Raw genomic sequence first — 26,529 nt, 5'->3', positions numbered from 1 at the left:
ATTATTTTAATATGACAAGTTTTTCAACTGCGGTGGCTGATCCTTTACAAACCGTATCATCAACACCTTTCACATTGACCTTGTAAATATAAACACCTTTTCCTATTTTATCGCCAAAATCATCCAAACCATCCCATTCTATCGCATATTTACCTGTTCGATATCCTTCTCTAAAAGGTTCTGCTGAAACAGTTTTACGAATCGTTTTGACTAATTTTCCTGAAATTGTAAATATCTGAACCATTACATCTAACTCAGAATCACAATTATGTTCAAAATGGAAAAACGTATTCTTTGTAAATGGATTTGGCCAGTTTAACAATTTATCAATATGTAATTGTCCTGTTCCATTTTCCATTACTACAAAGTCTAACGTTACAGTATTCGAATTATTGTTGATATCCCAAAATTTTAAATTCACAGTATGTTGACCAAGTTCAAGATTTTTCAATTGATACATTACTTGTCCTTTCTGATAATCTTCAAAATTCTTATTGATACATGGGTTTGCATCACCTCCATCATAATATTCATTCAACACATAAGCATCTTGCACTTTTCCATCAAGCGTTGCAACAATATCGTGTCCAATACTCGATCCAGTTGCATTAATACCTGAATTATCAGTTAAACAACCAACCAAATAAGGCGAACGATCTGTAATTCCTCCATTCGCAAAATGAAGGTTATTCATATATAATTTTCCTTGCGGACGTTCATCATCATTCAATCCTTCTTCGTTAATTCCTTCAATCGTAATTGTTTTTAAAGTCGATGCGTCTTTACCATCTTTCTCATCCCAAGCATAAAATTTTATTTTACGATTTCCTAATTCATAATTAATATCTTTCGGAACATAAAATTGAATCGTAAATTCACCTTTTTCTACTTTTCCTATTCCTTTATAAATTGTTTTATTTTCTGTTTCGAAAGTTTTTCCAGCCCAATCAGACTCCGATAAAATGGTTTTCGTTTCAGGTTTTTCATACAAACTAATCGCAATTTTCCCATTGAAACTATTATCAATTGAAGTATTAGATAATTGATTTACTTTACCTGTAATCGTTATAAAATCTAATGCTTGCATTTTACCACCAGCAAGGGCATCTACATCTTTTTTATTTTTGATGCTTAATATTTCAATATCTTGTTGTGGACGATGAATTACTAACATCGGATCTCCAAGAATACTTACACTTTTGTTATTTTGATGTTTTGGAGAATAATTTAATTTTGCTTCATTAAGCGCTTTACCAATTGTTTGATTTTCTATTCCAACTTTCTTGAAAAACTGTTCGATCAAAAAATTATTCATCGAATCTCCGTAACCTGTTCCAATTGGACGATTGGTTGTTATCATAGACAAGGCTCCTCCATTTGCGTTTTTCAACATAGCTTCTCCGGCAGAATTATATTGCGGTAAATCCCAAATTGTAAAATCACAAGTCACAGTTGTTACGATAGGTAAACGTGAATAAGCTGCATTAAAATTGGATAAATTTGTTAATTCTTCTGCTGTAATAATTCGCTCTTGTGCCCAACTACGAGGACCTCCATGACCGTAATACATCAAGAAGTTTGAACCTAACTCGATTCCATTCAAAATTGCTTGATTTACGGTTGGATATCTAACTCCGGCAGAAGTACTTTCAGGTTGATGAGCTCCCGAATATATTTTATTAATCGTATAAATTTGATTCTCAGGTTTAGAAAATTCAGTATCAATTTTGGCATTTAAGCCTGGAGTATTTACATTATTATCATTATCAGTAACTGCAACAATTTTTGTTCGCCAATCGCCATAGGAAGTCCCTTTTCCTTGAACTTTATCGTAATATGAAACTATTTTATCAACCAAAATCTTTGCCTCAGTAGAATTAGAAGCAGAAATTCGTCCTACAGCTATTTCAAACCAATTGGCATCGTAACTATAAATTCCGTCTACGCTATTCGATAACATTTTTACATTATCATTTAACATTGCAAAATAATCATCCGTTGCAATCGCACCATCAATATCAAGAGAAGGTTCGTCTGTAAAAGTTGGAAGATAATTTGTAAAATCCTTTACTCTATTTTTTGGATCATAGGTTGTTGCTCCAAACAAAACACCATATTCTAAATTTGGACTTGATCTATCTTTTAAGAATTTAAAGAAATCACGAATCGCAATAGGATCTTGACTTCCAGAAGAAAAATCGTTGTAAACTTGTTCCGTTGTTACAACTGCAACATTTATCTTATCATGTTCTTTTCTAAAATTCGCCAAGCGAGTAGCTTGATCCAAATATTTTGGATGCGTGACAATTATATAATTAATATCGGTTAAACTACGAATATCTTGATTTGCTACTTTCCCTACATATTTTGCATCTGTAAAAGCATTTTCATCCTTGAATGCGACAAACTGATTCAGATGATTTGTGCTAAACTTATACAAATTACTTTGCGGAACAATTGAAGAAATTAAATGAATATCAGAAACATTCCAAACAGAAACATTTGCAGCATTATTCAATGAAAAAGCATTCACACTTCCATTATTAATATCTTCTAAAAACTGAAAAGTGAATTGCTCATTGCTATATGTTAAACCATCTTTGAAACGCAATTGTAAATAATCCAAATAAGCTAATCCAGAAGGATTGGTTCCGCTAGAAGAAACCGCAATATCGATAGAATTTGAACCTAATGAAACTGTTTTATCTTGAATATTTCTATCAAATAAAGAGTTTCCTAAAGAATGAGTAAAAGTTTGTCCATTTAAATTAACGCTATATGATGTATTGTTTGCATTTTTTCCAACCACCGCATAACGCAAATATGCTTCTCCACCATTTACAGCATTCGCTTTGAACGATTTCTTGAAACCTCCATTTAAACCAATATTTTCTCCAACCCAAATTTGCCCAAGACCATTTAAGTTAATCGAATCTTTTTCATGAAATTGTAAATTATCAAAAGTAGAAAAAGTTTTTATAGGACTTGCTGTAAGCGCCTGTTCTCCTACTCTTTTGCCATCTTCTCCATTAAAACTGATAAAATAATAAGCAAAATCATCATACAAATTATAGCGAACTTTTGCATCTTTCAACGTTGTCGTATTATTTCTGTACCACTGATGCGGACCTTTCGCATAAAACAACGCGTAATCATTACTATCAAAACTTCCATCTTCACCTCCAACAAATTTTATTGGAATTTCATTCAAAGCTCCAGTTCTATCTTCCGTTAAATTCTCCATCAAACGCCCTTCTCCATTTCCATAGATTTTTAGCGATTTTGGGTTAAAATTGGTCGGAATTCCATTTTTAGTAAAGAAACTTTTATCTAATTTAAAAACTCCATCTTTCGAGACTTTTATTTTGTACCAATCTCCCGTTTTCAAAACACTTGTAGTCGAATTATCAATTAATTTTCGAGAAGATATTTTTCGAGATTGCGCTGATTTCGGAACAATTGAAAAAGATTCTATTTTTAAAATTTTATTATTTTGTTTGACAAATGGCACAACTTTAACAATTAATTTTTGCTGACCATTTTTATCGATAATATTGTATGAAGAAAAATTAATTTTATCTGTAATCGAAAAGGTGTTCAAATCAGCCAATTCGTTCTGTACTTCTTTAAATTGCACATTTGACAATTCAACTTCTTGATTTGTAGAATTTAACTCAACGACAAATTCTGGAAGAAAATATCCTCCAACAAAATAATTGTCTTTATTCGAGAAAAACGGCACATTTACCGTATTTCCATTCGTTAAAGAAATTGTTTGATTATTCTCCCAATTTATTTTGTAATTTTGACTAAACAATTGAGGAAATTGAAGCAAGGTTGCAACTAAAATAAAATATTTCTTCATGTCTGAATAACGCTATTTTGACAAATATATTTTCAATCGTAAAATAAAAAAATAATTCTTACGTTTGATACAAGAAATAAAGCATTTTTTCGTTGTAAGATTAATGTCAAATGCTTTTATTTGCATTAAATTTAATTTTCGAAAACCAGAAATATTCTATGAAAATGAATAAAGGACGTATTTTTTCTCTTGCTCTTGCAGCTGTTACTATGAGTGTATTCATGGGTTGTGCAAGCAGTTCAGGAAAGAAAAAAGGAGGTGGAACAAAAAATTTCACAAGTCGTACAGGATGGAAACCAAACGATAGTAAAGGTTGGTTTTTTTCAGGTAAAAAGAAAGAAAACATCAAAGCTTGGCCTGGAATGGTTTTCATCGAAGGTGGATCTTTTACGATGGGAATTACGAAAGATGACGTGTTACACGATTGGAATAATTCTCCTGTTCGTATGCAAGTGAAATCTTTCTTTATTGGTGAAACTGAGGTTACAAACTACGAATATAGAGAATATTTAACTTGGTTAAAAGTTGTTTTCCCACCAGAAGACACACAATACAGGGATATTTATAATGGAGCATTACCAGATGAAACGGTTTTCAATAATCAATTATCTCGTGATGACTTCTCTACAGAAAATTATTTATTTTCACCAGAATTCAGCTATTATCCAGTAGTTGGTATTTCTTGGTTACAAGCTGTTAACTATTGTGATTGGTTAACAGACCGCGCAAACGAAAAAGCCTTGATGAACAAAGGAATCTTATCAAAAGATTACTATGCTAATGAAGAATATAATTACGGAAATAAGACATTTAGTGCTGAGCAATATAAGTTAGGTGATACAAATGTAAACGAAGCGATTGATTCGACGAAAATTATGAGAACGAATCAAATCAAAACACAAAATACCCGTATCTTAAAAGCGAATCGCGCTACTAGTTCTTTAGAAGTGCAACCTTTCCGTTTACCTACAGAAGCTGAGTGGGAATACGCAGCATTAGCTTTACCTGGAAATCGTGAATACAACGAATACAAAGGAAAAGATGTTGCTCAAAACAACTTAAGAGTTACAAAAGGTGCTCAAAGAGGACAATATTTAGACAACTTCAAACAAGGACGTGGAGATTACTCTGGAATTGGTGGATTTGGTAACGATGGTTCTGCAATTACAAGTGATGTTCGTAAATATCCTTCAAATGATTTTGGTCTTTACGGAATGTTAGGAAATGTTGCTGAATGGGTTTCTGATGTTTATCGTCCAATTATTGATGAAGAAGCAAACGATTTCAACTACTACCGTGGAAATATTTTAAAAACAAAAATTGACAATGGCGCAGGTGGTTTTGAAAAATATGACGAAACAAATGTTGAATATGATACATTAGACAACGGACGTTTAGTTTATAGAGGATTACCAGGCGCTTACAAAAAACAAATAGAATACGATTTAACAAATTATCGTGATGGTGACCCTAATTCTTCTTTATCACCACGTATAGAGGAAGGTAAATCTGCTGATCAAGCAACAGAAGACATGTACAACGCTCCTCAACGTAAATTTAGAGTAGATGAAAAAGGTCGAGTAATCTTAGAAAAAGATTCTTCTAAACGTACTTCTGACATCTCTGATGAAACACGTGTTGTAAAAGGTGGTTCTTGGAAAGACCCTATTTACTGGATAGATCCAGGACAAAGACGTTACTTACACCAAGCAAGTGCAACAAACTGGATTGGTTTCCGTGTGGCACAAGAATACTCTGGTAGTTTCGAATCAAAACGTAAACGTAGAGGATAAAAATCTTTCTTAATAAAAAAAAACTCGGTACTATAGTATCGAGTTTTTATTTGTTAATTAAATTCTTTCTGTTCTCAAGATTGGATCAATGACCAATACACAAATTCTTTGTATTCAAAAATCTTTTCAAAACCAAGCTTTTTCAATAAATTAATCGATTTGACATTATCTGAAAAAGATTTGGCTGTTATTTCTTTTACTATTTCTTGAGAAAATGCCCATTTTATAAGACCTCTACACGCCTCTTCTGCAAATCCTTTTCTTCTTTCTTTACGGATGATTCCATAACCAATGTCTACACTTTGTTCCTCCGCATTATACCCTTTAAATCCTACATCACCTATTATTTCTTTCGTATCCTTTCTTATAATCATCCAGGATTCGAAGCCTGTCACGTAATTATGAATTAATAATTTCTGAATAATTTTAGGCACTGTATCCATCATATCTTTATCCGGCCAGTCTTTGCTTTTTACAAAACCTTTGTCATACAACATATTAAAATCATTATACAGCATATTTTCACAAATATCAATCGTAAAAGGAACAAGAATCAATCGTTCAGTTTCTAATTCGTTAATGGTAATTTCTTTTATTTTCATACTTTTATCAAAGTCCTAGAGATATTTTTTTAATATAATAAATAAAATAGAGAAACTTGTGCTACCAAGATTAATCTCATCTAATTTATTTGCAATTATCGTAAATTACTTCGTTAAATGTCAAAAATAGAATCATAAAATTTTATATTTGTACGAAATAAAAAGAATAATTTCTTTCTATTTTTTTTAAAACAGAATCTCATCTATTTTATTTAGATAACATGAATACAACAGAAATATTCGAAAAATTTCTTAAATCGAAAATCGTTACGACTGATACACGCAACATCTCACAAAATTGTATCTTTTTTGCTTTAAAAGGAGCTAATTTCAACGGAAATACTTTCGCTCAAAAAGCAATCAATCAAGGAGCTGCAATGGCAATTGTTGACGAAAAAGAATTTGAAAATACATCTCAAAATATTTTTTTGGTTAGTGATGCTTTAGAAGCTCTACAAGATTTAGCGAAAACTTATCGTAATTATCTTAAAATACCATTTATTGGATTGACTGGTTCCAATGGTAAAACAACGACAAAAGAATTGATTTCAGCTGTTTTAAAAGAGAAATTCAAAACGCATTATACTTTCGGAAATCTGAATAATCACATCGGAGTTCCTTTGACAATTCTTTCTATTCCAGAAAACACAGAAATTGCCGTGATAGAAATGGGTGCTAATCATCAAAAAGAAATCGAGTTATTAGCTTCAATTTCTCAACCAGATTATGGGTATATCACCAATTTTGGTAAAGCACATTTAGAAGGTTTCAGAGGAATTGAAGGTGTGATTAAAGGAAAATCTGAATTGTATGATTTTTTGAGAGCAAATAACAGAACTGCTTTTGTCAATTTTAATGATCCAATTCAAGTTGAAAAAACTGAAGATATTAATCGAATTACATTTTCTGATCAACATAATGCAGATGTTCAAATCGAATTGATAGAAAATGAAACTGAATATTTGGCGGTTAAATACCAAGATTTAAAAATTCAATCTCATTTAACAGGAAACTATAATTTTAGCAATATTTCGTGTGCAATTGCAATTGGACAACATTTCGGGATTAATGCTAAAACTATTCAACAAGGAATCGAAAATTATTTTCCATCAAATAATCGTTCACAAATTATCAATAAAGAAAATTACAAAATTGTGATGGATGCTTACAACGCAAACCCAAGTAGTATGGAAGCTTCGTTAAATAATTTTGCAAAATTTGAAGGTTCTAAAACAGTTATTATTGGTGATATGTTCGAGCTTGGAGAAGAATCAAAATCTGAGCATCAACGTATTTTAGATTTAGCTGAAAGTTTAGATTTTGATCAAATTTTTATTCTAGGACATAATTTTGGTGAAACAATTACGAATAATCCAAAAGTACAAAAATTTGAAAACCGTGTTGCCTTTGAAGAATGTTTGAAAGAAAATCCAATCAAAACTCAAAATATTTTGATAAAAGGTTCTCATGGGATGAGACTTGATTTGTTAGAAAACATTTAAAATCAACACCCTGATTATCTGATGAATAAATCAATATTCTTTTTTATAATTACTCTTTTCTGTTATCATTCTCTTCAAGCTCAATCTGTAATTGAATGGAAAAAAGATATGAAGCTTAATTACAAAAACTTCAAAAAGAAACCTATTCAAACAAAGGTTCCTCAAGGATTTTTAGATTCAAAATTAGGTTGGCAAATTGCAGAATCTACAGGAGAACTTCCTGAACTTTGGGTTACCAATAAATTTGATGAAAGTAATTCGTGGCTATCTATGCAACATACAGAAATTTTAAAAGAAATGCAGTTGCAATTTGACTTGTCTGAATTATATGCACGAAAAATTAGAAAAGATTTTAAAGATTTACAAGCCAAAAAAGTCATGAATAAAGATTCTTATCGAGCAAAATTTTTGTTAGGTTCTAAGAATTTTCAGAAAAAATTGAAATCGATAGCTGGAGTTTCTTTAAATCAACCTGACTTATACAAATTATTAAATAAACAAATTCAAGATTCATTGGTGATTTATCAAAATTACAGTAAATAATTTAACAATTAGTAAACTTTAAATTTCATAAATTTATACAAAGTACAAGCTGTGGAAATCACAGCTTTTTTTAGCTAAATTGTTTATGAAAAAAATTTTATGTTCTTTATCTATATTTACAGTAAGTGTTTTAGCGTCAGCGCAAGCACCAAGTAACTATTACGACACTGCAACTGGTAGCAGCTTTACCTTAAAAACACAGCTATATGAAATAATAAAAAACCATACAGATTTAACATATGGCGGATTATGGACACTTTATAATAGAACAGATTCTGATAATGGTTTTTTAGATAAATATGATGAAAAAGATAATTCTATTTATGATATTTATTCAGAGATACCGAAAAAAATTGATCCTTATAATTTTATAAAATCTTCAGATCAATGTGGCAGTTCTGGTTATAAAAATGAAGGAGACTGCTACAACAGAGAGCATATTATTCCTCAAAGTGTTTTTAATAAAAACTCTCCTATGGTTGCAGATGCATTCCATATCTGGCCAACTGATGGTTATGTTAATAATAAAAGAGATAATTTTCCTTATGGAGTTGTTGAAAGTGCAACATACACTTCTTTAAATGGCTCTAAATTAGGAAGTAATAAAAACTCTGGATACTCTGCGGGATTTTCTGGAACAGTTTTCGAACCAATTGATGAGTTTAAAGGTGATATAGCTCGTGCTTATTTTTATTTTGCTACTCGTTATCAAGAAAATGGTATTCAGAGTTGGTCTTATGCTATGTTTAATAAAACAAAAGATAAAGTTTTTACAGACACTTTCTTGAAAATATTAATGACTTGGCATTTAAATGATCCTGTTTCTGATCGTGAAAAAGATATTAATAATTTAGTCTACAGATACCAAAAAAACAGAAACCCATTTATTGATCATCCTGAATATGCAGAAAAAATTTGGGGTTCAAATTTAGGAACTGGAGATTTCGAATATCAAAAGCGTGATGATGTTTCAGTTTACAATGTAACAAATCGTTCGATTAAAGTTAAACTTGAAAATAATTCGAAATCAATTCAGAAAGTTTCTGTTTTTAATTTCAATGGACAATTAATTAATGAAGTTTCAAATTCGTCAAATCAAAAAGAAGTTGAAGTTAATTTCAAAAACCCAGGTATTTATATCATCAAAGTTGTTGGAAAACAAATGGAAATCAACAAAAGAGTTGTAATAAAATAATCATTAATCAAACCATCATAAAAAAATCCTTCGCTCATACAAGTGAAGGATTTTTTAATTTAGTAAATGGAAAAAATTATTAGTCATTATTGATATTTTTCTTAAAAAATGTGCTTCCATAAAGAAACATGATTAATAAAAAAGGGATACCAAGCGTGACTGATAATAAAATAAATGTTTTTAACATACTAATAAAAAATATTTTAGTTTCTAATACTTTTATCAATTTACAATTAATAATTTTATATTATTCATAATAAAACATCTTTTTTTATTTATTAACACTATTTTTATCAACTTGATAATTAAAAGCTTTTCATTAATATAAATTCATAAAAAAAGTCGCTTAAAATTAAGCGACTCATATATAGAAAATTCTATTCAATTTATTGATTTCCTTTAGCGTAATCAGCTAAGAATTGTGCTAATCCAGAATCTGTTAATGGGTGTTTTAACAATCCTAAGATTGATGATAAAGGTCCTGTCATAACATCAGCACCAATTTTTGCACAATTAACAATATGCATTGTATTACGAACTGAAGCAGCTAAAATTTGAGTTTCGTACAAATAGTTATCATAAACCAAACGAATTTCTTCGATTAAGTTTAAACCATCTGTCGAAATATCGTCTAAACGTCCGATAAATGGAGAAACGTAAGTTGCACCAGCTTTTGCAGCTAATAATGCTTGTCCTACAGAGAAAACTAAAGTTACGTTAGTTCTAATTCCTTTTGTAGAAAAGTATTTACACGCTTTTACACCATCTTTCGTCATAGGAATTTTAACTACGATTTGAGGATTTAAAGCTGCTAAAGCTTCTCCTTCTTTTACCATTCCTTCGAAATCAGTAGAAATTACCTCAGCAGAAACATCTCCGTCAACTAATTCGCAAATTGCTTTATAGTGATTCAAAATATTTTCTTGACCTGTAATTCCTTCTTTTGCCATTAAAGATGGATTTGTTGTTACACCATCTAAAACTCCTAAATCTTGGGCTTCTTTAATGTCAGCTAAGTTAGCTGTATCGATAAAAAATTTCATTGTTTGTTTGTATTTCGTTCAGGCAAAATTAAGGATTAAATTATAGAAAACCATTTAATCTTAAAGATTCGATCAAAAATATTTTAAACCGCTGTATATCCACCATCAACAAGGTAATAACCTCCTGTCATAAAGGATGCTTTGTCCGAACTTAAGAATAAAACTAATTCTGCAACTTCTTCTGGCTGCCCCAAACGACCCATTGGATGTTTTGTAACAAGCAATTCTAAATGATCTGCACTCAAATTATTCGATAATAAAGGCGTCATAATATAACCTGGCCCAACTGCATTACATCTTATATTTTTTGGTCCATATTCTGCACCAATATTTTTCGTCAAACCTACAACTCCATGCTTTGCAGAAGTATAAGCCGAACTCATTGGCGCAGCAACAGTCCCATGAATAGAAGCCATATTAACAATAGAACCTCCTCCATTTTTTTCCATTGCTTGCAATTGATATTTACATCCGTAAAAAACACCATTAAAATTAATATCTATTACTTTTTTCCAACCATCTAACGGATAATTTTCTGTCATCTCAGCAGGACCTCCAATTCCAGCATTGTTACAAGCAATATCAAGTTTTCCATAAACTTCAAGTGTTTTATTTACTAACGCTTCATTATCTTCTGGCAATGAAGTATCCGCTTTAAAAAATATCGCTTCTCCTCCATTCTTTTTGATGATTTCCACCACTTCATTTCCGCCTTCTTCATTAATATCCGAAACGACAACTTTTGCTCCTTCTTTGGCATATAATTCAGCAACAGCTTTTCCAATTCCAGAACTAGCACCAGTTACAATCGCAACTTTATCTTTTAAACTTGACATAATTTTATGATTTTAATTTAAATAAAGTTAATCATTTATAATCAGATCTATAAATCATTTCTTACAAATAATATTATTTTAAATGATTCAATTTTATTAACTAGTTTGGAATGAAAAATTCAGCATAACAAATATATTTAGGTTAAAACAATTCTATTTTTTTATATTTGATACAAATAACTTTTTAAATGAAAAATTTAATAGCTGCTATACTTTTATGTAGTTTTTCTACGATAAATGCACAAGAAACAAGTGATTATAAGTACATCAATATTCCTGAAAAATTTTCTAGTTTTGATAAAGATGAATATCAATTAAATAATCGATTAAGATATATTTTGACGCAGAAAAAATACGAAGTTTTACCTTCTGATAAATCTGCTTGGCCACAAGAAGTTGTGCAAAATCCTTGTTTAGCTTTGAATGCGGATATTTTAAAAGTTAAAAGTTTTTTGAATAATAAATTAGAGGTAAGTTTTACAGATTGTTCTAATAAAAATATTGAAAAATTTGAAGGAACTTCTAAGATTAAAGAATATGACAAAGGTTACCAAGAAGCAATAAAATTAGCTTTAAATCCTTTGAAATCTCAAAATGCAAAGGCCTCCGTTCCAATGGTGAAATTAGAAAAACCCCAAACAGAAACAACAGCTGCATATATGCCAGAACCAAAAGGAAATCAGGTCACTGCTACGAATTTATTGACAGATGGAACAACTACTTATCAAAAAATTGAACTACAAAATGGTGGTTTTATGTTGATGTCCGAAAATGGAAATCAAGTTGTTGCAAAATTTGAACCGACCCTAAAAAATGGAATTTACAGAGTAATTGTTACAAAAGGAAATTCGAATTATTTTTCGGTAGGATACATCAGTGGAAATACGATTTCCTATGAGGTTTCTGAAAATAATAGTTGGAAAGAAGTTAAATTATCGGCTAAATAATCTTGCTATGAAAATTATATTATCAAGTTTATTTCTTATTGCTTTATCGTCATTACAAGCACAAAATGTAGCTGATTACAAATATGTTATCATTCCTCAACTATTTAAAGATTTCGTAAAAGAAGATTATCAATTGAATACAGGATTGAAAACTGCTTTGAGAAAAAAAGAATATGAAATAGTAAATGAAAATTCTATTCCGTTAGATGTGCAAATCAATCCTTGTTTAGCTACAAAAGCAAATATTGAAAATACTTCTGTTGCTTTTAAAAATAAATTAAAAGTAACGTTTACAGACTGTAATAATAATGTGATTTCAACTTATGAAGGTTCGTCAAAGGAAAAAGATTTTACAAAAGGTTATCAAGAAGCCTTAACATTTGCTATGAATCAGGTTGGAAAACAAAATGCGAAAGATTTACCTATAACTAAAACAGAAAATACAACAACTACAACCGTTAAAGAAACAACGAATAAAGTCGTTACGCAAGTGTCAAATAAAACTGTAGAAAACAAAAACGTCTACAAATCAAACGGAAAAAATTACACTACAGCAAGTACAAATAACAACGAATTTGTCTTAATAGATCAAGAAAATTCACAAGTTATTGCACAATTTTATCCAGCTGCTCAACAAAATATTTTCCATGTGACAGTGATTTCTCAAAACGGAAATTACCAAACAATTGGCTATTTGAACGAAAATAATATCATCATCGAATATAAAACAGGTGATAAATCTTGGTCAACTACAACTTATTCAAAGTAAGTTTTTATAGTACATTTGCACCTTAAATTTTAGAAAATGCAAGCACCTATTGCGAAAAAAATAGAACAAAAATTAGAAAAACACGGAGATATCCGCATCGATAATTATTATTGGTTGAATGATCGTGAAAACTCTGAAGTTATCAATTATTTGAACCAAGAAAACGAATACACAAAAGCTATTCTACAACCAACAGAAGCTTTACAAACCAAACTTTTTGAGGAAATGAAAGCGCGAATCAAAGAAGATGATTCGTCTGTTCCGTACAAATTGAATGGTTATTGGTATTTGACGGAATATCAAAAAGGAAAAGAATATCCAATTCACAAACGTCGAAAAGATAGTTTAGAGAATCCAGATGAAATTCTTTTTGATGTCAACACAATGGCTGAAGGTCATTCGTACTATCAATTGGGTGGAATTTCGATGGCACCAAATAATCAATTGGTTTCCTTTGGGGTTGACAATGTTTCGCGAAGAATTTATACGATTCAAATCAAAGATTTAACAACTGGAGAAATTCTTTCTGATAAAATAGAGAATACAACTGGAGGTTCTGTTTGGGCCGCTGATAATAAAACCTTGTTTTATACAAGAAAAGATGAAACATTGCGTGCTTATCAAATTTGGAAACACAAATTAGGTACAAAACAAGAAGATGATATTTTAGTTTTTGAAGAAGTAGATGATACGTTCAATGCGTTTGTTTACAAATCAAAATCAAGAGATTACATCATTATTGGATCTTCAAGTACTGTTTCTGACGAGTTTAGATATATTCCTTCTAATCAACCAGATGCTGAGTTTAAAATCTTTCAAAAAAGAGAACGTGATTTAGAATATTCAATCGAACATTTTGGTGATTCATTTTATATTCAAACCAATAAAGATGATGCTTTTAACTTCAAATTAATGAAAACTTCTGTCGAAAAAACAGAACAAGAAAATTGGATTGATGTAATTCCTCATCGCGAAGAAACATTGATTGAAGGTTTCGAAATTTTCAAGAATTATTTGGTTATCGAAGAGCGCACAAATGGTTTATTGCAGATGAATATCAAAGCATGGGATAATTCAACTGATTATTATTTGCCATTTAACGAAGAAACCTATACAGCAAATGTTGGCACAAATCCAGATTTTGATACTGACATTTTGCGTTACGGATATACATCGTTGACAACTCCTTCTTCTGTGATTGATTTTAACATGAATGATAAAACATTCGAAATCAAAAAAGAGCAAGTTGTTATAGGTGATTTTGATAAAGAAAATTATATTTCTGAACGTATTTGGGCAGAAGCTCGCGATGGAGAAATGGTTCCAATCTCATTAGTTCGTCGAAAAGATACACCTCTTTCTGCCGAAACCCCTCTTCTACTTTACGCCTATGGTTCATATGGTTACACGATCGAGCCTTATTTTAGTTCGGTTCGATTAAGTCTTTTGGATAGAGGTTTTATCTATGCGATTGCGCATATTCGTGGTGGTCAATATCTTGGTCGCGAATGGTATGAAGATGGAAAAATGTTAGAAAAGAAAAATACATTTTTTGATTATATTGATGCAGCAAAATATTTGATTCAACAAAATTATACTTCATCAAAACACTTGTACGCGATGGGTGGTTCTGCTGGTGGATTGTTGATGGGAACTGTGATTAATTACGAGCCAACATTATTCAATGGGGTAATTGCGCAAGTTCCTTTTGTGGATGTTGTGACAACAATGTTAGACGATTCTATTCCATTGACAACAGGGGAATATGATGAATGGGGAAATCCGAACGAAAAAGAATATTACGATTACATGAAATCGTATTCGCCATACGATAACGTGGAAGCAAAAGCTTATCCAAACCTTTATGTTTCGACAGGTTTGCACGATTCTCAAGTACAATATTGGGAACCTGCAAAATGGGTAGCGAAATTAAGAGATTTAAAAACAGATAATAACATTCTACTTTTAGATACAAATATGGATACAGGACACGGTGGTGCTTCTGGCCGATTTGAATCGTTGAAAGAAGATGCAAAAGAAGATGCTTTCTTATTTATGTTAGAAGGGATTACAGAATAAATTTCAATACAAAAAGTCAACAAATTTGTTGGCTTTTTGTATTTTTTAATGAATGAAATTCCACTTTTTGTAAAATATAGAAAAGGTATAATCGATTAATTCTTCTAATAAATCACAGATTTTACCTAAATTTACAACAAAGCTTTGTAATTTGACACCAAAAGAAATTCTTTTTAAGTATTGGAATTATCCTTCTTTCAAAACGCCGCAAGAGGAAATCATCGCAAGTGTTTTGGAAGGGAAAGATACATTAGCAATTTTGCCGACTGGTGGCGGAAAATCTATCTGTTATCAAGTTCCTGCGATTATTTTTGATGGATTAACATTGGTCATTTCGCCGCTTATTGCGTTGATGAAAGATCAAGTTCAGAATTTACAATCCAAAGGAATTTCTACGGCATATATTACCAATGAAATTGACCAAAATACGATTGGAAAAATTTTGGACGATTGTCAAAACAATAAAATCAAATTATTATATGTTTCGCCAGAGCGTTTGCAAAGTAGAATTTTTGTCGAGCGATTGAAACAAATCAATATTAGTTTGCTAGCTGTTGACGAAGCACATTGCGTTTCTGAATGGGGACATGATTTTCGACCTGCATATCATCGAATTTCAAGATTAAAAACTATTCTTCCTAAAGTTCCAATCTTAGCTTTGACTGCAACAGCGACAGAGAAAATTCAGCAAGAAATTGTTGAAAAATTAGAGCTAAATAATCCTGAAGTTTTCAAATCTTCTTTAAAAAGAGAAAACCTTTCGTACAATGTTTTCCTTTCTGCTGACAAGAAAAATGATTTGATTTATTATTTAAAAAAATATCCTGGTTCGAGTATTATTTTTGTTCGAAATCGAAAATTAACCTACGAGATTGCAAGTTTTTTAAGTCAAAATGGATTTGATGCCGATTTTTTTCACGCCAAATTAACCAAAGACGAAAAAGAGCAAAAACAGCAAGATTGGATGTTAAGTAATTCGCGAATTATGGTTTCGACAAATGCGTTTGGAATGGGAATAGACAAACCAAATGTTCGTACCGTTTTTCATATCGATTTGCCACAAGGAATAGAAGCGTATTACCAAGAAGTTGGGCGCGCTGGACGTGATGAACAGGAATCGTATGGAATTTATTTGTACAATCCTGATGATCGAATTCAAGCAGAAAATATTTTCAAAGCGAATTTACCTTCGCAACAAGATTTTATCAAAATTGGGAATTGTTTGTTTAGTCAATTGCAATTAGCGGAAGGCGAATTAACGGAAATGAATTATCAATTGGATCTTCCAAAATTTGCCGAAAAATTTGGTTTAAATCTTAAAATGGTTCTTCAATTTTTAGAGTTTTTAAATACGAAAGAAATCATTCAGCAAAAAAATTATTCACAAAATAGTAGCATTCAAATTTTGGCGTCACCACATTCAATTAATTTGAATGAAAACCGAATTTTTGATTATTTACAACGTCATTACCCTGGAATTTACACTTATAATAGAGAAATTTCGGAAAGTAAAATGGCGTTTGAATTGCATATGAGTATTGGCGACATTAGGAATAGCTTACACGAATATGCAAAAAATGGTTCTATTGATTATTCGGATCGATTTTTAGCGCGATTTAGATTTCTTGTTCCGCGCGATTCTAATGCGTTTAAAAATAAATTGTGGAAAGATTTCGAAGCAATTCAAGTGAATAATTGGAAACGTTTGCAAGCTATGGCTTATTATGCCGAACAAAATACAATTTGTAGAGAACGTTTATTATTTGGATATTTTAATCAAAAATCTGATCAAAATTGTGGTAAATGCGATGTTTGTCAATCCAAAAAACAAAATGAAAACTTTAATTCAACCGATTTAATTGAATATTTGAAAGAAGGTACAAAAACGCAAGCCGAAATCCTTTCAAAATTCATAAATTCGCCAAAAGATAAAATCGTCGAAGAATTGCAATATTTGATAGACGAAATGCGAGTTCAACCAATTGGATTCAATTCTTATAAACTAATAGAATAAAAATGCGAGTAGTCTTTATGGGTACGCCCGAATTTGCGGCGACATCTTTGAATGAAATCAATACAAATAGTCATCACGAAATAGTTGGAGTTGTTACTGTTCCAGATAAACCGTCTGGTAGAGGACAAAAAATGAATATTTCTGATGTCAAAAAATATGCAGTTGAACATAATTTGCCTTTGGCTCAACCAGAAAAATTACGAGACGAAGCTTTTATCGAAACATTAAAAAGCTGGAATGCTGATGTTTTTGTTGTTGTAGCTTTTCGTATGTTGCCACAAGTTGTTTGGTCAATTCCGTCGAAAGGAACATTCAATTTACACGGTTCACTTCTTCCTCAGTATCGCGGAGCTGCACCAATTAATTGGGCTGTGATGAATGGTGATCAGGAAACTGGAGTAACAACTTTCTTAATTGATGAAAAAATTGATACCGGAAATATCTTAATTTCTGATAAAGTAGAAATTGGAGAAAATGATAATGTTGGTAAAATTCATGACGAATTGATGCATATCGGTGCGAAATTAGTCGTGAAAACGTTGGATGGTTTAGAAAATGATTCATTAAAACCTCATCCGCAAGATGAAACAACAGAATTAAAACATGCTCCAAAAATCTTTAAGGAAGATTGTAAAATAGATTGGAACGATTCAATCAATACTATTCACAATAAGATTAGAGGACTTTCTCCTTATCCATGTGCATGGACAACTTTTGGAAATGGCGAAAATTATAAATCGTTAAAAATATATGCAGGTCTAAAAACGGATATTGTTGTTGAAGGAGAAGATTATCAATTAATTTTACAAAAAAATAACCTTTATATCAATCTACCTCAAGGAGTTTACGAAATTTTAGAACTTCAACCGGAAGGAAAGCGTCGTATGACAGCCAAAGATTTCATCAATGGACATCAAAACGAGGATACCTTATTCGTAAAATAAGTACTTATTTACTGATTTTTGACACAGATTTCATAAAATTTTGCATTTTTCTTGAAATTTTTTGCGTTGAAACTTGCACAAATAAAGGGAAAGAGTATATTTGTGTATAAATTAATTTAAAAAGTTACAACTATGAACAAATCAGAACTTATCGATGCGATTGCAGCTGACGCTGGAATTTCTAAAGAAGCTGCTAAAAAAGCCTTAAACTCATTTACAGAAAATGTAACTAAAGCTTTAGCAAAAGGAGACAAAGTTGCTTTAGTAGGATTCGGTACTTTCTCAACTTCTGAGAGAGCTGCAAGAACAGGTATCAACCCACAAACTAAAAAAGAAATTAAAATTGCTGCTAAAACAGTAGCTAAATTTAAAGCTGGATCTGAATTATCAGGAGCAGTTGATACAAAAAAGAAAAAATAATATTTCTGATACAATAAAAAAATCCATTCGTTTGAGTGGATTTTTTTTGCATTGAAATTTAATTCCTCTAAAAAAATCCTTCAAGAATTACTTGAAGGATTTTTACATTTTGTCTATTATTGATTTTAATTATCTTCTGTTAAATCTGTTTTGTATGTTTCTGGAATTGTAAAATAATTCACTAAAATCGCAATAAAGATTAATATCAATGGATAAGCTAATCCAATATAAGGCGACATAGCAGCCGAAACGATAATCGTACTTTTGATTAATTCCGTTACAAAAGTTGTTGCTCCACCAATAAATCCATTTCCCATATTTTGTGCAAATCCCATACTAGTGTATCGAATCTTTGTTGGGAAAATTTCTAACATAAAAGCTCCAAGCGGACCATATGTTGCTGCTCCTGCAATTGAAGTAATTAAACTTACAACTACAATTCCTAAAACTGCTAAATTCGAAATATCATGAACTTCTTTCAATCCTTCAGGATTTCCTAATTTCATGTACAAAAAAAATGATAATGGAATTAAGATAAAACTACAAATCATTCCACCTAACATAACAGGTTTACGACCAATTTTATCACTTAATGCACCAAACCATTGATAGAAAAATGAACTAAATAATGTAGAACATAAAACAACAATTAAAACTGTTTCGTAAGGTAAGTTAACTGCGCGTTGTAAGAAGAAAAGCGTAACGAATAACGTTGTTTGCATAATTGTACTTTGCGCCGCATTTCCTCCAAAAATAGCCTTTAACATTAACTTTACGTTTCCTGGAGTTGTAAAAGCATCTTTAATTGGAGTTTTAGATGTTTTTCCTTCTTTTTTTAATTGTTCAAAAATTGGACTTTCATGTAAGCGTTGACGAATAAAGTAACTCAAAATCACTAATATTCCACTAAATAAGAATGGAATCCTCCATCCGAAACTTGCAAAAGCCTCTTCTGATAAAAATGATTGTGTTAAGAAAACAACTGTTAAACATAATAATAATCCAATTGGAACAGTTGCTTGAATAAACCCTGTGTAAAATCCTCGCTTCTCTGCTGGCGCATGTTCTGCTACATAAATTACAGCACCTGCATATTCTCCACTAATTGCAAGTCCTTGCATAATGCGGCAAAACAATAATAAAACAGGAGCAAACCAACCTACACTATCAAAAGTTGGAATACAACCAATCAAGAATGTAGCTGCTCCCATCATAATTAAAGAAACTAAGAATGAATATTTTCTACCAATACGATCTCCAATACTTCCAAAAATTAATGATCCAATCGGACGGAACATAAATGATGAAACCACTACTGCAAGTGTTTCTAAGAAATGCGACGAACCATCGTTAGGAAATAATTGTGTTGATAATACACTAGCTAAGATGATTGCCAAGAACATATCGTACCATTCGATTAAGGTTCCGACAGATGATGCTAAAATAATTTGGAAAATATTATCCTTCTTCGCTACTGTTTGCGAAGTATCTAAAGTATTTGTACTCATGTTTTTTGTGTAATATTAGAAGTTAAATAATGTTGTCAGTTGAAATCTATTGTTATTTGCTAAATATTTATTTTCGGTTCCCGTACCTTTTATCGTCGCATCTGCCCATTGCGCTGTGCTTCGATCATATTCTAATCTAAATTTTAAGGCTTTGCTTAAGGTAAGATCTAAACGAGGAACTACTTTGTACAAATAATTTACAGTGCGTGTACCTGGAGTTGCCGAAATTGCGCCCCAATTTGTCGTTACACCATAAGATATTGATGCAATTGCTCCTTCTACTGGATTTTTCACACCATTATTTCTAACATAACCTGCAAATAGTCCGAACGAAAATTTACCTGTTGAGTTTTGTTGCAAATCAATCCACATACTATGCGTATTCATTGGTTTATATGTTTCAACAGCCGTCGGACTTGTTTGATATCCTACAATTCCACCAAGTTGTACAAAAGACGACGCATCTTGCATCAAATATCCAGCGAAAGTTACTTGTAAAGGTTTTGTATTTAACTTAGAATAAGCCATAAACGAAACATTTTCAACTCGTTCATTAGACTTAACAGGAGGATTTCCTGAAGATAATTTTGGCTTCAAATTTTCATATTGCGCACCAATTCCGGCAGTAAAAACTTGTGATTTATATTGAAATTGAAGATGAGCCGCTGGCATTCCACTATTTCGAAAGGGCTCTGTATTTGGAGTAAAATCTCGTTGAGAATGTAAAGCAGCAATAACTTTAAATTTGTCTGTGAATTTATGCGTTAAACGAACTTGAGGATTACGATTTAAAGCATAAACAGGCGCACCAGTTCCATAATTTGCAACATTTGGCAAAGCTTCTAACACAACGAAAGGATGCCAATATTGTCCAATCCCTAATTGCGTTTTCTCCCAATCCAACATCACATATGCGTGACGCAAACGAAACTCGTTGATTCCTCCTTCTGTTGCTCCAAAAAATTCTCCCTCTAAAATACCAGAAGTTTTAGCTCCAAGTAATTCTGGACCTTTCAAATTAACACCAGCTCTCGAAACAATCGATAACATGTGAAATTTAGAAGCTGCATTGATATCAGCACCGTTTACATCCGATAAACGATCTTTTGGATAAAGCGGAACCAAAGCCTCTCCTGCTCCAATCATTTGACGCGTATCCATAAAAATATCATTCCTGATAAATCCATAAAACTGCACATCAACTTTGTCTTTGTTTTCTCTTGGTTGTATTAATTCTACTTTTTCTACAACCACACTATCTGTCGTTTTCTGTTGAGCAGAGACATAGCTATAGCTGCAAAATATAGCTAGACAAGCCAATTTTGTTAAATTTTTACTCATTTTTTTTGTGATAATTTGAACGACTAAAATAATCAAAAGAAAAAAACTAACAAATGTTCGTTAATCATTTTTTAATAATTTTTCAAAGCTTTATTAAATTCATCATATGTTTAAATATTTTTTGAGAAATAGATATTTTGAAATAAGTTTTGGAAAGAAATTTTGAGAATTTGGTATTTTAATTAGTGTAACAAATACACTTTACTTGAATTCTTCGAGGAGTATTTTTCAAAAAAAATCGAGAGAAGAATAATTGTTTCAACAAATGAGGAGAAAGTTAGACTTCTCTCGTAGTTTTAGTTTTAAAAATGTATGCAAATTTATTGATTACAGAATTTTCTTCAGCATAATCAATAATAAGCTTATGTTAAATCATAAAAAAAAGAAGTTTTCTTAATTCTATTTACCATCCTCTACACTATTTTTAAAATTTATGTATAATTATTCAGTCAATATTATTAAATAAATTATATTTTTATCAAATTCGGATTACATAGTTCAAATAAAATTCAATCTTTACTAATTTTTTAAGATTTTTTTTAGAAAAAACTTAAATGTTGGGGCTATTTTTGCTTTGCAAATTACAGCTATGCAAACAAACATTGAAATACACTCATTAAATCATGTTGATTTGGAAGAATTATCAGCCTTATATAATCTTTCTTATCAAAATTATTACGTTTCTATCAATCTTTCAACTGAACAATTTCAGGGAAAATTAAAAATGGAAGATATCAATCTAGATTATTCTGTAGGTGCTAGTATTGATGGAAAATTAGTTGGCTTTTTACTTTATGGAATTAGAAATTATAACGAAGTAAAAACAGCTTATATTGGTGGAACGGGCGTTTGTCCTGAACATCGTGGAAAAAAAATCACACAACAAATGTTAGATTTTAGTTTTCCAAAATTGAAAGAACAACAAGTAAAAAACATATTTTTAGAAGTAAATATTAAAAATGATTTTGCTATTAACGCTTATGAAGCTTGTGGTTTCGAAAAAACAAGAACTTTAAACAGTTATAAAGGAATTCCTATTTTGGTCGTAAATCCATTACATGAAATTATAGAATTTAGTGATTTAGATTTGATTACAAGTGAAAACTTTTGGGATATAAAACCTACTTGGAAAAATGATATTCAAAGTGTAAAAAATATCATCGAAGATTGTCAAATAAATGGAATTTATGAAGATGGAATTTTAGTTGCTTACAAAATTATCAACAAAAATAATACACGTATTTATCAATTTGGTGTTCATCACGATTATAGAAATCGTTATTTAGCTTCCATCCTTTTCAGCGATTTGAAAAATAAAGAGATTAAAATGATTAATGTTGACGAAAGAGAAATCTCTACAAATGATTTTATTCAATCGATGGGATTAGAATTGTACGACAAACAATACGAAATGAAAAAAGAATTATAATGAAAAGCCTCTATTTAAGAGGCTTTTTTTGTATATTATATTCAAATATTTCTACTCAATTCTCAACTTATTCAAATTACTTCGATAACTTTCTAATAATAAACTTTCGGTTACATAACCTTCAAATTTACCTTTTTTAGTGAGTAAAATATAATCTATTTTTTTTGCTTCCATCATTTTCATCACGTTAGCAGCATTCGTAAAAATAGATGTCGAAGTTGCTTCTGTTATACATTCTAAGTAACTTTTATCAATATTATCATTAAAAATAAATGATCGAATATTATCTAAAACTATAATTCCATGAATCGATTTATCTTCATTGAGGACTGGAATAAAATCTTGTGTTGTAGTAGAAAAAATTTCTTTTATATCTTCAATTGAATTGTAAACCGTCAATGTTTTGATATTCTTGATATAAATCGAAAACAAATCAATTTTATTAAACAAATTTCGGTCTTTATCAGATGTAAAAACAATTCCTTTTTCTGCTATTGCGTATATATCCATCGAATATTTGTCGTATCGTTTTGAAATTGCAAAACTTATCGAAGAAACAATCATTAAGGGAATAATTAATCCATAACCTCCCGTAATTTCGGCAATTAGGAAAATTGCTGTTAATGGCGCATGAAATAACCCACTTAAAACAGCTGCCATTCCAACAACAGTAAAATTACCGACTGGAACTTCTTTGAAACCGATTAAATTAAAGAATTTTGCAACGAAAAAACCAAGATATGACCCAACAAATAACGAAGGCGCGAAGTTTCCTCCGTTTCCTCCACTTCCTAAAGTTAAACCTGTTGCAATAGATTTGATTAAAATTGTGACAAAAACAAATCCTAAAACTATCCATTGATTCGTTCTAAAACTCTCTAACAATGAATTATTTAAAATAAAACCAGCTTCATCATTTGCTAAATATTTTATACTCTCATAACCTTCACCAAATAATGTTGGGAAAAAGAAAATCAATATTGCTAAACTTCCCGCTCCAACAATCGCTCGCCAATATACATTATCCGAATAATTCCCTATCAAATGTTCAACTTTACGAAATAATCGAGCATGGTAAACTGAAACAAACCCCGCTAAAACACCCAAAATCACATAGAAAATAACATTATGATAATCAAATCCTAACGCATAACGAAAGGATAATAACATATTGCTTTTTAATGTTAAATTGGCAATTAAAGCTCCTGTTGCAGAAGATAACAATAAAGGAATAAAAGCAGTAACACTCATATCCGCTAATACAATCTCTATCGCGAACAAAACACCTGCAATTGGTGCATTGAATGCAGTCGCAATACCAGCTGCAACACCACAAGCCAACAAAAGTGTTCTTTCTTTGTATTTGAATCTGTAATATTGTGCATAATTAGAACCAAAAGCTGCACCAGTAATTGTAATTGGAGATTCTAAACCAGCCGAACCACCCATACCAACTGTTAAGGAACTCGTTAAAATCTGAGCATACATCTGTTTTTTAGGCATTATTCCAGACTTTTTAGCTACAGCAATCATAATTTGAGAAGTTCCCTTTTCTATCGAACCATCCAAAAATTTCTGCACAACAAAAACCGTCAACAAAATACCTATAATTGGCAATATACTATTGATATAAGGTAGTTTGACTAAATTATTAATATAAATAGTAAATTGAAAAACATTGTGCGCAAAAGTTTTTAGCACAATCACTGCAAAAGCAGATGAAATAGCTACTAAAATACACGATAAATACAAAAATTGTCGCTCTGATAAAACCAATTTTAACAGGTTCAACAAGTTTTGAAAAAAATTAAATGATTTTTTAATGTATTGAAAAAACTTTTGTTTTGTAGAAAGTCGCATACTTCAAAAATAGTGTACCTTTTGTTTATTGCCTAATTTAACTGCCACGAATTACACAAAAAGTAAACCAATAATACATAAAAGAATAAAATTTTTGAGAAAAAATCATTTCTATCATTTTAACTATTTCAAATTGATTATTTTTACTATTAAGCACACTAATATGAAACTATTTACTTTTCTTCTTTTATTTATTTTTTTGTTGAATTCTTGCGAATCAACTAAAACTTCTGCTGATAAACCAAGTTTTGATTTTTTGGTTGGAGAATGGATTAGAACAAATGAAAAATCGGATCGAAAAACGTATGAAAACTGGAAAAAAGTTGATAAAAACACTTTTTTAGGTTGCGGGTTTACAATCAAAAATAATGATACAATTTCGCAGGAACATCTTACTATCACAAAGATTGATGATAAATGGATATTGAAAGTTAATTTGGACAAAACTAAAAAAGAGACAACTGATTTTGAGTTAATCAATTCTGATAGAAATTCGTTTACATTAGAAAATCAAGAGAATGATTTTCCTAAACTTATCAAATATTGGAAAATTGGTCATCAGTTAAAAGCTGAAATTAGCAATGATGAATCAAGTAAAATTGCTTTTACTTTTGAAAAAGTAAAAAAATAATTAAGCAACATTTGTGATCATCGCGTAAGCAAACGTTAGAACAGATAAAATAGTTCCAATCATAAAAATTGTGTAGGTTATGCTTAACAAACGATATTTTCGTTCCAAAACTTTTCCTAAATAATACAAATCCCTTGTCAAAGAAGTATATACATAATCTCTGTCTTTCATCAACTCTTGCATAGCATCATCGTAGGCTTCAAGTGACATTTGATAAAAATTACCAAAGAAAAGCAAATTCACTTTTTTGTTTTTGACATCTTCTTCGTTAAAACTTTCGTATGTTACATTTGGTTTAGTTGCTAAAATTGCAAAAATAATTGAAACAACACTTGATAAAAGCATTACAATTGAAGGTAAAAGTAAATACTCATTCTTTGGACTTCCTAACTTTGGAACCAAAGTAGAAAGTGCAATCGAAATCACGATCGCGTTTACAGACAATAAAATATTGGCTTTACTATCAGCAATATCACTTAAACGAGTATGATTGTTCAACGTTACACGAAAAAGTGTATCAACACCACGATCTGGTTGTTGAATCTTATCGTTTTTCTTTTTCTTGATTTCATACTTATTGGGAATATCACCAATCAACTCTATCTCTTTGATTTTATTTTGGGTAAAGATCAAATTTTCTTCTTTTCCTTTCTGCCAAAGCTTTTTTGCGGCATCCGTATAAAAATGATGTATGTTTAGAAAAAAATTTCTATTCTCTACATGCCATTCATAATCAGAAAATTCTTTGTGACATATTTTAGCTATTTCATCACGTAATAACTCAGAAATTTTAGGATATTCAGTTTGTCCTAAATGATAGTTATCTGCATCTTTTACAATTGCTTCACCTATATTTTTTGGAACATTATTTAGCGCTGTGATTAAAATATAATCTTGGACTTCTTTGATGTAATTTTCGTCAAAATTATGCTCAATCAAATACTCTTTTGCAATGTTTGCACTCTCACTTTCATGCCCTTGCACGATTTTTGTGTAACCCGTATCATGAAACCAACCCGCTATTAATAATTTTTCTCGTAAATCTGTAGATATTTGCTCATCAGTAGACAACGTTTTTATTGCTTCTACAACTTTTACGGTATGCATAAAATTATGATACGTAAAATCTAAAGAAAGATTATCTTTGAACAGATTGAAAACATAGTTTTCTATATTTAATAACAATTGGTTCATCACAAGTTTTTAAC

General features: G+C 30.8%; 20 protein-coding genes. 12 read left to right on the top strand and 8 right to left on the bottom strand.

Annotated features, from left to right (window positions below; all coding sequences use genetic code 11):
• Position 1 precedes the first annotated feature (1 nt).
• Positions 2 to 3,865 (bottom strand): type IX secretion system sortase PorU, encoded by a 3,864-nt coding sequence (gene porU, locus HXZ69_RS09335; RefSeq protein ID WP_286495784.1) that lies wholly within the window; start codon positions 3,863 to 3,865, stop codon positions 2 to 4.
• 158 nt (positions 3,866 to 4,023) lie between these two features.
• Here porU and gldJ point away from each other — a divergent pair, with 158 nt between their 5' ends.
• Positions 4,024 to 5,658, top strand: coding sequence for a gliding motility lipoprotein GldJ (gldJ, locus tag HXZ69_RS09330; RefSeq protein WP_502875740.1), 1,635 nt, complete (start codon positions 4,024 to 4,026; stop codon positions 5,656 to 5,658).
• Between the two features lie 74 nt (positions 5,659 to 5,732).
• On the opposite strand, the gene HXZ69_RS09325 is transcribed toward gldJ, so the two are convergent.
• Complete coding sequence (locus HXZ69_RS09325) at positions 5,733 to 6,260, bottom strand: GNAT family N-acetyltransferase (RefSeq protein ID WP_286495783.1); 528 nt, start codon at positions 6,258 to 6,260, stop codon at positions 5,733 to 5,735.
• Between the two features lie 221 nt (positions 6,261 to 6,481).
• Here HXZ69_RS09325 and HXZ69_RS09320 point away from each other — a divergent pair, with 221 nt between their 5' ends.
• From HXZ69_RS09320 to HXZ69_RS09310, 3 genes are all read left to right on the top strand, one after another.
• Entirely contained in the window at positions 6,482 to 7,762 is a 1,281-nt protein-coding gene (locus HXZ69_RS09320; RefSeq protein WP_286495782.1) for a UDP-N-acetylmuramoyl-tripeptide--D-alanyl-D-alanine ligase, read from the top strand.
• A gap of 21 nt (positions 7,763 to 7,783) precedes the next feature.
• Positions 7,784 to 8,305, top strand: coding sequence for a hypothetical protein (locus HXZ69_RS09315; protein WP_115000770.1), 522 nt, complete (start codon positions 7,784 to 7,786; stop codon positions 8,303 to 8,305).
• An 85-nt stretch (positions 8,306 to 8,390) separates the two neighbouring features.
• Positions 8,391 to 9,500: an endonuclease gene (locus HXZ69_RS09310; RefSeq protein ID WP_286495779.1), complete on the top strand. Its 1,110-nt coding sequence runs from the start codon at positions 8,391 to 8,393 to the stop codon at positions 9,498 to 9,500.
• Between the two features lie 386 nt (positions 9,501 to 9,886).
• Here the strand turns inward: HXZ69_RS09310 and fsa are convergent, their stop codons facing one another.
• The gene (fsa, locus tag HXZ69_RS09305) at positions 9,887 to 10,543 is read right to left on the bottom strand and encodes a fructose-6-phosphate aldolase (RefSeq protein WP_125349844.1); all 657 of its coding nucleotides are present in this window, start codon (positions 10,541 to 10,543) and stop codon (positions 9,887 to 9,889) included.
• A gap of 83 nt (positions 10,544 to 10,626) precedes the next feature.
• Complete coding sequence (locus HXZ69_RS09300) at positions 10,627 to 11,379, bottom strand: SDR family NAD(P)-dependent oxidoreductase (protein ID WP_280051417.1); 753 nt, start codon at positions 11,377 to 11,379, stop codon at positions 10,627 to 10,629.
• Positions 11,380 to 11,567: 188 nt separating this feature from the next.
• Here HXZ69_RS09300 and HXZ69_RS09295 point away from each other — a divergent pair, with 188 nt between their 5' ends.
• The 6 genes from HXZ69_RS09295 (at position 11,568) to HXZ69_RS09270 (ending at position 18,552) form a co-directional block, all read left to right on the top strand.
• On the top strand, positions 11,568 to 12,326 hold the full coding sequence (locus tag HXZ69_RS09295; protein ID WP_125349842.1) for a hypothetical protein: 759 nt from the start codon (positions 11,568 to 11,570) through the stop codon (positions 12,324 to 12,326).
• Between the two features lie 7 nt (positions 12,327 to 12,333).
• Entirely contained in the window at positions 12,334 to 13,095 is a 762-nt protein-coding gene (locus HXZ69_RS09290; protein WP_280036346.1) for a hypothetical protein, read from the top strand.
• A gap of 36 nt (positions 13,096 to 13,131) precedes the next feature.
• Entirely contained in the window at positions 13,132 to 15,174 is a 2,043-nt protein-coding gene (locus HXZ69_RS09285) for a S9 family peptidase (RefSeq protein ID WP_286495778.1), read from the top strand.
• A gap of 151 nt (positions 15,175 to 15,325) precedes the next feature.
• A complete protein-coding gene (locus HXZ69_RS09280) occupies positions 15,326 to 17,188 on the top strand; it encodes a RecQ family ATP-dependent DNA helicase (protein ID WP_286495777.1) in 1,863 nt (620 codons plus the stop codon).
• 2 nt (positions 17,189 to 17,190) lie between these two features.
• Positions 17,191 to 18,132: a methionyl-tRNA formyltransferase gene (gene fmt, locus HXZ69_RS09275; RefSeq protein ID WP_257468211.1), complete on the top strand. Its 942-nt coding sequence runs from the start codon at positions 17,191 to 17,193 to the stop codon at positions 18,130 to 18,132.
• Between the two features lie 132 nt (positions 18,133 to 18,264).
• The gene (locus HXZ69_RS09270; protein ID WP_019975917.1) at positions 18,265 to 18,552 is read left to right on the top strand and encodes an HU family DNA-binding protein; all 288 of its coding nucleotides are present in this window, start codon (positions 18,265 to 18,267) and stop codon (positions 18,550 to 18,552) included.
• A gap of 125 nt (positions 18,553 to 18,677) precedes the next feature.
• Here the strand turns inward: HXZ69_RS09270 and HXZ69_RS09265 are convergent, their stop codons facing one another.
• On the bottom strand, positions 18,678 to 20,060 hold the full coding sequence (locus tag HXZ69_RS09265) for an MFS transporter (RefSeq protein ID WP_125349838.1): 1,383 nt from the start codon (positions 20,058 to 20,060) through the stop codon (positions 18,678 to 18,680).
• 15 nt (positions 20,061 to 20,075) lie between these two features.
• Complete coding sequence (locus tag HXZ69_RS09260) at positions 20,076 to 21,401, bottom strand: DcaP family trimeric outer membrane transporter (protein WP_125349837.1); 1,326 nt, start codon at positions 21,399 to 21,401, stop codon at positions 20,076 to 20,078.
• A 589-nt stretch (positions 21,402 to 21,990) separates the two neighbouring features.
• Between HXZ69_RS09260 and HXZ69_RS09255 the strand changes: the two genes are divergently transcribed.
• Positions 21,991 to 22,830: a GNAT family N-acetyltransferase gene (locus tag HXZ69_RS09255; protein WP_221855927.1), complete on the top strand. Its 840-nt coding sequence runs from the start codon at positions 21,991 to 21,993 to the stop codon at positions 22,828 to 22,830.
• A 51-nt stretch (positions 22,831 to 22,881) separates the two neighbouring features.
• Here HXZ69_RS09255 and HXZ69_RS09250 read toward each other — a convergent pair whose 3' ends face one another.
• Positions 22,882 to 24,690, bottom strand: a complete 1,809-nt coding sequence (locus HXZ69_RS09250) for a chloride channel protein (RefSeq protein ID WP_125349835.1) — start codon at positions 24,688 to 24,690, stop codon at positions 22,882 to 22,884.
• A gap of 163 nt (positions 24,691 to 24,853) precedes the next feature.
• Here HXZ69_RS09250 and HXZ69_RS09245 point away from each other — a divergent pair, with 163 nt between their 5' ends.
• Positions 24,854 to 25,321, top strand: coding sequence for a DUF6265 family protein (locus HXZ69_RS09245; RefSeq protein WP_219034918.1), 468 nt, complete (start codon positions 24,854 to 24,856; stop codon positions 25,319 to 25,321).
• Here the strand turns inward: HXZ69_RS09245 and HXZ69_RS09240 are convergent, their stop codons facing one another.
• Positions 25,322 to 26,515 (bottom strand): Pycsar system effector family protein, encoded by a 1,194-nt coding sequence (locus HXZ69_RS09240; protein WP_219034917.1) that lies wholly within the window; start codon positions 26,513 to 26,515, stop codon positions 25,322 to 25,324.
• Between the last annotated feature and the right edge of the window lie 14 nt (positions 26,516 to 26,529).

The sequence above is a fragment of the Empedobacter sp. R132-2 genome, assembly GCF_030324375.1.
GTDB classification, from domain to species: domain Bacteria; phylum Bacteroidota; class Bacteroidia; order Flavobacteriales; family Weeksellaceae; genus Empedobacter; species Empedobacter falsenii_B.
The sequence above is the reverse complement of the archived record's forward strand: the minus strand, read 5'-3'. Positions and strand labels throughout refer to the sequence as shown.

Coding starts and splice junctions, on each gene's coding strand:
- porU (WP_286495784.1), bottom strand. CDS start 3,865: ATGAAGAAATATTTTATTTTAGTTGCAACCTTGCTTCAATTTCCTCAA.
- gldJ (WP_502875740.1), top strand. CDS start 4,024: ATGAAAATGAATAAAGGACGTATTTTTTCTCTTGCTCTTGCAGCTGTT.
- HXZ69_RS09325 (WP_286495783.1), bottom strand. CDS start 6,260: ATGAAAATAAAAGAAATTACCATTAACGAATTAGAAACTGAACGATTG.
- HXZ69_RS09320 (WP_286495782.1), top strand. CDS start 6,482: ATGAATACAACAGAAATATTCGAAAAATTTCTTAAATCGAAAATCGTT.
- HXZ69_RS09315 (WP_115000770.1), top strand. CDS start 7,784: ATGAATAAATCAATATTCTTTTTTATAATTACTCTTTTCTGTTATCAT.
- HXZ69_RS09310 (WP_286495779.1), top strand. CDS start 8,391: ATGAAAAAAATTTTATGTTCTTTATCTATATTTACAGTAAGTGTTTTA.
- fsa (WP_125349844.1), bottom strand. CDS start 10,543: ATGAAATTTTTTATCGATACAGCTAACTTAGCTGACATTAAAGAAGCC.
- HXZ69_RS09300 (WP_280051417.1), bottom strand. CDS start 11,379: ATGTCAAGTTTAAAAGATAAAGTTGCGATTGTAACTGGTGCTAGTTCT.
- HXZ69_RS09295 (WP_125349842.1), top strand. CDS start 11,568: ATGAAAAATTTAATAGCTGCTATACTTTTATGTAGTTTTTCTACGATA.
- HXZ69_RS09290 (WP_280036346.1), top strand. CDS start 12,334: ATGAAAATTATATTATCAAGTTTATTTCTTATTGCTTTATCGTCATTA.
- HXZ69_RS09285 (WP_286495778.1), top strand. CDS start 13,132: ATGCAAGCACCTATTGCGAAAAAAATAGAACAAAAATTAGAAAAACAC.
- fmt (WP_257468211.1), top strand. CDS start 17,191: ATGCGAGTAGTCTTTATGGGTACGCCCGAATTTGCGGCGACATCTTTG.
- HXZ69_RS09270 (WP_019975917.1), top strand. CDS start 18,265: ATGAACAAATCAGAACTTATCGATGCGATTGCAGCTGACGCTGGAATT.
- HXZ69_RS09265 (WP_125349838.1), bottom strand. CDS start 20,060: ATGAGTACAAATACTTTAGATACTTCGCAAACAGTAGCGAAGAAGGAT.
- HXZ69_RS09260 (WP_125349837.1), bottom strand. CDS start 21,401: ATGAGTAAAAATTTAACAAAATTGGCTTGTCTAGCTATATTTTGCAGC.
- HXZ69_RS09255 (WP_221855927.1), top strand. CDS start 21,991: ATGCAAACAAACATTGAAATACACTCATTAAATCATGTTGATTTGGAA.
- HXZ69_RS09250 (WP_125349835.1), bottom strand. CDS start 24,690: ATGCGACTTTCTACAAAACAAAAGTTTTTTCAATACATTAAAAAATCA.
- HXZ69_RS09245 (WP_219034918.1), top strand. CDS start 24,854: ATGAAACTATTTACTTTTCTTCTTTTATTTATTTTTTTGTTGAATTCT.
- HXZ69_RS09240 (WP_219034917.1), bottom strand. CDS start 26,515: ATGAACCAATTGTTATTAAATATAGAAAACTATGTTTTCAATCTGTTC.